The sequence below is a fragment of the Variovorax paradoxus genome, from assembly GCF_030811855.1.
GTDB lineage: Bacteria > Pseudomonadota > Gammaproteobacteria > Burkholderiales > Burkholderiaceae_C > Variovorax > Variovorax paradoxus_L.
The window spans coordinates 1-7791 of the sequence record NZ_JAUSRN010000031.1; the positions used below are offsets into that span (position 1 = coordinate 1).

Here is a 7791-nt window from a genome sequence, read left to right on the forward strand (position 1 = left end):
GCGTCGTAGGCGATGCGGTTGTCCTGGTAAGAGACGCCGCCCTGCTCGGTTTGCTCGCGCACGCGCCGCCCCGACAGGTCGTAGGCGTAGCGGCTCACCTTGCCCAGGCTGGCGTCGTCGATGCGCACGAGCTGGCCGGCCGCGTCATGGCTGTAGGCCAGGTTCTGGCCGCGGGTGCTGGTCTGGCGGGTGAGCTGGCGGGCGTTGTCGTAGGCGTAGCTGTAATTGGCCCCGCCGATGTCGCTGTGGCCCGCGAGCTGGCCGAAGTAGGTGTAGCTCCAGGTGGCCAGGGCGCCGTTGGCGTCGACCTCCAGGATCTTGCGGTTGCGCGCGTCGTAGGCCGCGCGGGTGGCCTGGCCCAGCGGCTGGGTGGTCTGGACCAGGTTGCCGCGCAGGTCCCAGGTGTATTTCAGGGTCTCGCCGGCGCCGTTGGTGCTGCGCAGGAGGCGACCGGCCTGGTCGTAGGCGCTGGTCTCGCTGATCTGGGCCTGGCCGGTGACCGCGGGACCGAAGAGCGTGGGCCAGCCCCAGACGTCCACGGCCGTGTGGGTGGTGCGCACCAGGCGGTCCAGCTTGTCGTGCAGGAACCAGGTGCCCTTGCCCATGGCGTCGATGGTGCGCACCTTGTCGCCGAAGGCATCGTAGGCGTGGCTGATGACGCCGCCGTCGGCGTGCAGCTCTTGCGCGAGGTTGCCGCCGGCGTCCCACCGCTGGCCGTTGACGTGGTCGTTGGCGTCGCGCACGGCCACCTGGCGGCCCATCTGGTCGTAGTAGATGCGGGTGACGACGGCGTCGGGGTTGACGATGGCGCCATTGCCGTCCGTGCCGGGGTTACCGTAGGCGTCGGTCTGCACCTGGCGGATGAGCTGGTTGTTGGCGTTGTAGCTGTAGCTGGTGACCCAGTTGGCCGAGCGCGGGTCGCTGATGCTCAGCACGTTGCCCCAGCGGTCGGTGTTCTGGTTGACGATGGGGCGGCGCCAGCCGTCGGTGCCGTTCTGGCCGATGGCCTGGCCGATCTGGCGTCCGCCCAGCAGCGGGTCCTGGCTCAGGGCGTAGGGGCCGGGGTCGGTGGCGGCCCAGCTGTACTGGGGCGGGGTGTCGGGCGTGCCGGGGGTGGCAGGCACGTAGGCCGGCGTGGTGTCCACGATGGTGACGCTGCCGTCCGCGGCCACGGTCATGTCGCCCAGGGCCTGGCTGGTGGCCGCGGCCCCGAACCCGGGGAAGTAGCCGTAGGCGTATTCGTAGACGCCGGTGGGCAGGTGCAGGCCGGTGATGTTCGCTTCCCAGTTGCCGTCCGCGCGCGGCTGGATCGCCATGGGCGTGAAGGGCCACTCGAAGCCCTTGATGCGGTAGAAGAAGCCGCTGATGGAGCCGATCGGCGGCGGTGGCACGCGCACCACGTAGACGGTCTGGTAGATGGGGTTCGACTGCTCGTCGGTGCCCACCACCTCCTGGCGCAATTCCACCGCCACGCCGTCGATGTGCGGCAGGCCCTGGGCAGGCGTGGCGGGGGTGCCGGGCACGCCCGCGACCTTGCCGATCTGGCCGGTGACGTGCGCATAGGGGCCGGCATCGCCCGGATGGGTCCACAGCAGCTCGTACTCATAGGTGCCGGCGGCCAGGCCCGAGAGGTTGACCACGCTGTGCGCGTTGCCCTCGGGGTAGGCGATGGCCTGCTCCACCCACGGGTCGCTGGAGCCGGCCACGCGCAGGCGAATGACTTGCAGGTCGCCGGCGCCGGGGCCCTGCCACTCGAGGGTCTGGGCGGCGCCGTTCACGCCGGTGGGCGTGCCAATGGTGGCCAGCACGCGCGGCGTGATGTTCAGGCTGCCGGTGGCGGTGATCTGCGCGGCCTGGCCCGGCTGGGCGGTGAAGACGCGGTACTCGTAGCCGCCCAGGGGCAGCCCGGAGGCGTCGTAGCGCAGGCTGTCGCCGAAGTTGACCAGGGGCACGTCGGCCCAGCCGGTGTCGCCGGTGCTGCCCGCGGGGCGCAGCTGCATCGTCACCTGGGAGCCCGGGGGCGGGCCGACCGCGGCGCCGGGTGCGGCGATGTGCACGGCTTGGCCTGCGTAGCCGGCGCTGTCGCGCTCGATCAGGGTCTGCCAGTTGCCGAACTGGTCCTGCTTGGAGACGGTGATGTGGGCGATGCGCTGGATGCCGCCTTCGCCGGCATGGGCGTCGTCGGCCCAGTTGAAGGCCACACCATTGAGACCCTGGGCGGCGCTGAAGACCTGGCTCAGGGTGCGCACGGCGCCTTCGCCGCCGGCGCCGTCCTTGGGCGCATAGCTGAGCGCGACCTTGATCTGGCCGTTGCCCAGGTCGGCGAGGTAGCCGGACCAGTCGAGCGCGACGGAGTTGGTGCCGCGCCAGGCGACCGGGTTGCCGTAGACATCCTCGCCCGGACCGCTGCTGGCGGCGATGCTGGCGCCCAGCTGGGCGGTGTGCACGGCCACGCCGCCCTGGGTCTCGCGGCGCTCGGCCAGCGCCTGGCGGGTGACGTGTCCGAGCAGGTCGTAGGTGGTGTCGGTGCGGCGCACGTCGGCCAAGAGGTCGGCCTGGTCGGCGCTGCCGACGGCGTTGCGCAGGTCGATGTCGCCGCGGCCGTTGCCGGCGCTGCGGATCTCCGCGTTCTGGCGGCCTTGCAGGTCGTAAAGGGCGATCTTGTCCACGCCATCGCCGGCGTTGGTGCGCCACAGGCGTCCGGCCAGGTCGTAGTCGAAGTACTCGCCCGCCTGGCCGTTGACGCTCTTGGCCACGAGTTCGCCGAAGGCGTTGTAGGCCATGGCGGTGTCGACCACGGCGCCGGCGGCGCCGGGCTGCCCGACGCCGCCGCCCAGCGTGGTTTGGCCGTTGGCCTGCGCGGGGGTGCCCTGCCACAGCAGCACCCAATTGCCCGCGCCGTCTTGCTGGAAGATGCGAATGGCGGTGACGCTGGCCATGGGCTCGTTGGGCACCAGTTCCACCCCGCCTGGCGTGGTGGCCGCATCGGGCAAGAAGGACTGGGTTTGCGTGACGGCGTGGCCGGGTTCGATGGTGGGACTGCTCTCCCCGCCGATCACTTCAGGCGTGACAAAGTCGAAGTGGACCTGGAACGGCCCGCCCTGCGTATTGACGATGTTGGCCAGTTGGGTGAGCGTGAGGCTGCCGTAGGACTCGACAACGGGAACGCCGACCTCGTCGACCATGGTGACGCCGTCTTCGTCGAGCGCGTAGCTGCCCGACGTGGCGCTGGCCTGCGGGTTGGTCACATAGATGCCGCTGGCGGCGGCCGCGCCGTTGACGTAGCTGGCGTTGTCGCTGGCGGTGCCGGGGTCGATCACGTGGGTCTGACGGCCCAGGTCGTCGTACTGGTAGGCGCGATACAGGGTGCGCGTGGCGCCCTCGTTGTCGGTGACGCCCTGCCACTCCTTGGCGATCAGGCCCTGGCTGTTGTAGGAACTGAAGTGGCTCGCGCCCATGGCGTCGGTGCTTTGCACCATGTGGCCCAGGGCGTCGTACTGGGCGTAGCTGGTGCGGTCGGTGTGGGCCATGAGGTCGGCGTACCGGGCCGGATCGGCGTAGGGGTCGACCATGACGGTGCCCTGCATGTAGGCATGGTTCTCCATGCCATAGACATCCCTGTCGCTCCCGTTGAAGATCAGCCGCATGTGGTGCATGGCCACGTCGAGCGGACCGGCCGGGGCACTGGCCACATAGCCGATCGGGGCCTCCTGAGTCCACTCGCCCGAGGCCAGCAATTGGCTGACGATGGCCGGGTCGGATACAAGCTGGGTGTATTCGGAACCCACCCACCCCGGGGGCGGCACCTCCCGCATGCGGTACAGCGGCACTGTGCCTTCGGTCTGGGTACCGGCGATGTAACCGATGATGCCGTCGTCCCCCCACAGCGGCACACCACCGACAGGCGCCAGGTGCCCGGCGACTTCCGGCTCGGTGACGTATTTCTTGACGACTACGAACTGAGGAAGGGTGGCGTGCAGCTGGTGCACGGCCACGCTGCCGGGGAACGGCGAGGCGGAGAGATAACCGACGTCGTTGACCGAGATATAGCCCGCCGCCCCGAAGGCGGCAATCTGCGGGCTGGCGACCGGCACCGCGTTCGGCAGCGGGCTCGCACTCAGCGGATTGCCATTGGCATCCGCCCCGTTGACATACTCGGTCTTGAGCACGACGTTGCCATAGGCATCGCGGCGGAACACGGTCAACGGCGTGATGGCCGCGCCGCTCTCGGTGCTGGTGCGCGTGGGTTCGGCCACGGCAGTGACGCGGCCCAGCGCGTCGTAGTAGCTGTAGGTGGAGGCGCCCGCCGCATCGGTGGTGCGCGTGAGGTTGCCCACGGCGTCGTAGCCGTAGCCGGTGGTGAGGTCGCCCCGCAGGCTGGTGCCGTCGGACGCGGTGCTGTACTCGACGTTCTTGCGCGTTTCGCTGGTCTTGCGGTTGTTGCGGTCGTAGGCGGTTTCGGTGCGACGGTCGTTCACGGCATCGGTAGCGGGGGTAGGCGCCGTTCCCCCGGCATTCACCGCGCCTGTCCAGCCTGCCAGGCTGCCGGTGCCGGCCCAGGCGGTCGCGGCCTTGGCGTACTCGGTGTGCACGGCGACGTTGCCCGCGCTGTCGAAGGCCTGGGTGGTGACGTAGCCCAGGGCATCGACGCTGCCGACCTGCTGGCCGCGCTTGTCGTAGTAGTTGCTGGTGAGCGTCCAGTTGCCCGCGCTCTTGAGCTGCGCCACCTGGGCCAGTTGGCCGAAGGTGTCGTAGGTGTTGCGCGTGGTCTTGCCGGCCATGAAGCCTTGGCCCGAGGCCAGGCTGTTGTCGTGCACGTACACGGTGGGTTCGGTGACCTGGATGGCGCGGCCCAGCCGGTCGTAGTCGGTCAGCAGGGTGCGGTCGGCATCATGGTTCAGGCCGGCCACGGTGGCCTGAACCTGGGCGTTGCCAAGGCTGGCCGGATTGCCCGCGGCCAGGCCGCTGGCGGCGCCGTAGCGCGTGAGGCGGATGGCATCGCCGAAGGTGTTGCGGGCGTAGCCGGTGACGAAGCCCAGCGCATCGACGTCATGGGCCACGCGGCCGACGAGGTCGTAGGTCTTGTAGCTGTGCTTGCCGCCGATGTCGCGGTTTGCAATGGCGTTGCCCAGTGCGTCGTAGGTGGTCTGGGTATAAAGGGCCTGGGTCTGCTCGACGCGCGCCGCCACGCCGCTGTCGCCGATGCCGTCGCCATTGGTGGTGATGTCCTCGGCGCCGTTGTACACGCCCACGGGCGGGTAGATGACCTTGACTTGGCGGCCCACCTGGTCGTACTCGTAGCTGGTGACGCGCTGCTCGGGGCGCCCGGCCGCTTCGATGCGGCTGCGCAGCTGGCCGAAGGCGTCATAGCTCAGATGGGTGATGACGCTGCCCACCCCGCTGGCCGCCGCGTTCACCGTCAGGCGGCCGTCGGCCCCCGGCATCACCGCGGTGAGCTCGACCTGCGGCGAGACTTCCACCAGCATGCGCCCGGCGCGGTCATAGCCGTAGTTCCACACGGCGCCCTTGGCGTTGGTGTAGCTGGTCTTGTTGTCCAGCGCGTCGTAGCTCCAGGCTTCGGTAAAGCCCATGGGGTCGGTGCTGGAGAGGACGCGCCCGGCAGCGTCGCGGCTGTAGCTCGTGCTGCGGTCGTTGGGGCTCACGACGACTGCGGCGGCGACGGCCGCCGCCGTGCTGGCGGTGGTGGACGGAATGGCCAGTGCGTACTGCATGGTGCTTCGCACCTGGCCCAGGCCGTCGTAGTCGGTCCGGCCGACGAAGCCCAGCGGGTCGACGCCGTAAATAGAACGCCCCGCGGCGTCGAAGACCTGGCGCGAGATGCGGTCGTTGGCGGCGTCCAGGCTCAGGCGCGCGCGGATGTCTCCGGGGCTGGCCGTGGTGCTCAGGCCCGTGGTGCCGATCGCTCGCGCATAGCGGCGCGTCTCGACTTCCTGGCTGAGGCCGTCGTAGATGGATTCGGTCGTGCCACCCTGGGCATCGACGCTGAAGACCAGGCGGTTGGCCTGGTCGTAGGCGGTGCGCTGGATGCGGTCGGCCCCTGCATTGGCCGAGACCGTTCCCTGCAACGCGGCGTCGGTGTAGGCCGTGGCGGCGCCGGGCGGCGCGATGGGATTGGCATAGGCGATTTGCTGGGTGACGTTGCCGAAGGCGTCGTAGACGACCCGGTTGACGCCGCCCAGCGCATCGACCGTGAAGGTGCGACGGCCCGCGCCGTCGTGGGCGAAGGCGGTGATGCGGTCGATGGCGGCATCGGGTTGCAGCAGAGATTCCACGTTGGCCGCTGAAGGCGCAGCGAAGGCGTAGCCATTGACGACCCCGTCGAAGCCGAGATCAATCGCGCGGGCGAACTGCTCGGTGCGGATCAAGCGGCCCGTACCGTCATAGCTGTTGCGGGTGACGGCGCCCACGCCATCGACGTCGTAGCGCAGCCGCCCCGCGGCGTCGTACACCATGAAGCGGGACTGATCCAGATCCGGCGCCACACTGAGATTGCCGAAAACCGAGCCAATGTCGTTGGCAACGTAGGCAAACAGCGGCCAGGCATGCGCGGTCTGGCGCACCAGGCGGCCCACGCCGTCGTAAGAGTAGGAGATGACCTCGCGCATGTTGCCCATGCCGCTCGCCAAGTCGGAGGTGTTGGTCCAGCGCAGCTGGTAGCTCAGGCGATTGGCGGCGTCATACAGGTAGTCGACCATGCGATCGCTGTCGCTGGCCACGACGCTGTCGGGGGCGCTCGCATAGGCAATGGCGTTCAGGTATTGGCGTTGGCTGGTGACGTTGCCGTTGTCGTCGTACGCGGTATGGCTGACGGCACCGGTGCCGTCCACGCGCCAGCTCAACCGGTTGGCGGCGTCGTAGACGTTTCGCACGCGCGCATCGTGCGCGTCGTCGGCCACGGGCGCAGGCGCGCTGCGGCCGTCCCAAGCGACCAGCGTCGCGGAGGCTAGCGGATTGGCGTAGGCGCGGGTCTCGACGACATTGCCGTTCGCGTCGTAGGCATACCGGGTGGCATCGCCCAGCGCATCGACGCGCCAGGTGGCGCGGTTGGCGGTGTCGTAGACGGTGCGAAGGCGCTGGTCGCGCGTTGCGTCGGCGGTCACGGCGGGCGCGGAGGTGCCGTTCCAGCTGCCGAAGGCCGCGCTGGTCAGCGCCGTGGCGTAGGCGCGCGACTCGGTGACGTTGCCATTGGCGTCGTAGAAATACTGGATAACGTCGCCGGCGCCGTCCACCTTCCAGGTGGCGCGGTTCAGGCTGTCGTAGACGGTGCGCACGCGCTCGTCGCGCGCGGCATCGGCCGTGACCGCCGGATCGCTGGCGATGTTCCAGCTTGCCAGGGTGATGCGGTTGGCATAGGCCCGCGTCTCGATGACGTTGTTGGCCTTGTCGTAGGTGTATGCGACGACCGCGCCAGTGCCGTCCACGCTGAAGCGCAGGCGGCCATCGCGGTCGTAGCGGCGGCTCTCGGTGAGATCGGTGCCGGCCGTGACCACCACCTTGGCCTGCAGTTGCGCAACTGTGGGGGCGTTGCCCAGGCCCGTGGTGACGATGGGAACCGCATACGAGGTCAGGCGGGTCACCCGGCTTTCGGCGTCGTACTCCTGCTTGGAGAGGTTGCCCAGCGCGTCGAGCGTGAAGACTCGGCGGTTGTTGGCGTCGTAGGCGTAGCGCGTGGCGTTGCCGTTGGCGTCGATGGCGCGCGTGACGTTGTCGGCCGCGTCGTATTCAAAGCTGCGCGTGAGGTTCAGGCCGTCGGGGTCGACCTGTTCCTTC

General features: G+C 69.4%; 1 protein-coding gene. It reads right to left on the reverse strand.

Annotated features, from left to right (window positions below; all coding sequences use genetic code 11):
- On the reverse strand, nt 1–7791 hold a 7791-nt coding region (locus tag J2X92_RS29380), incomplete at both ends, for a hypothetical protein (RefSeq protein WP_307581401.1).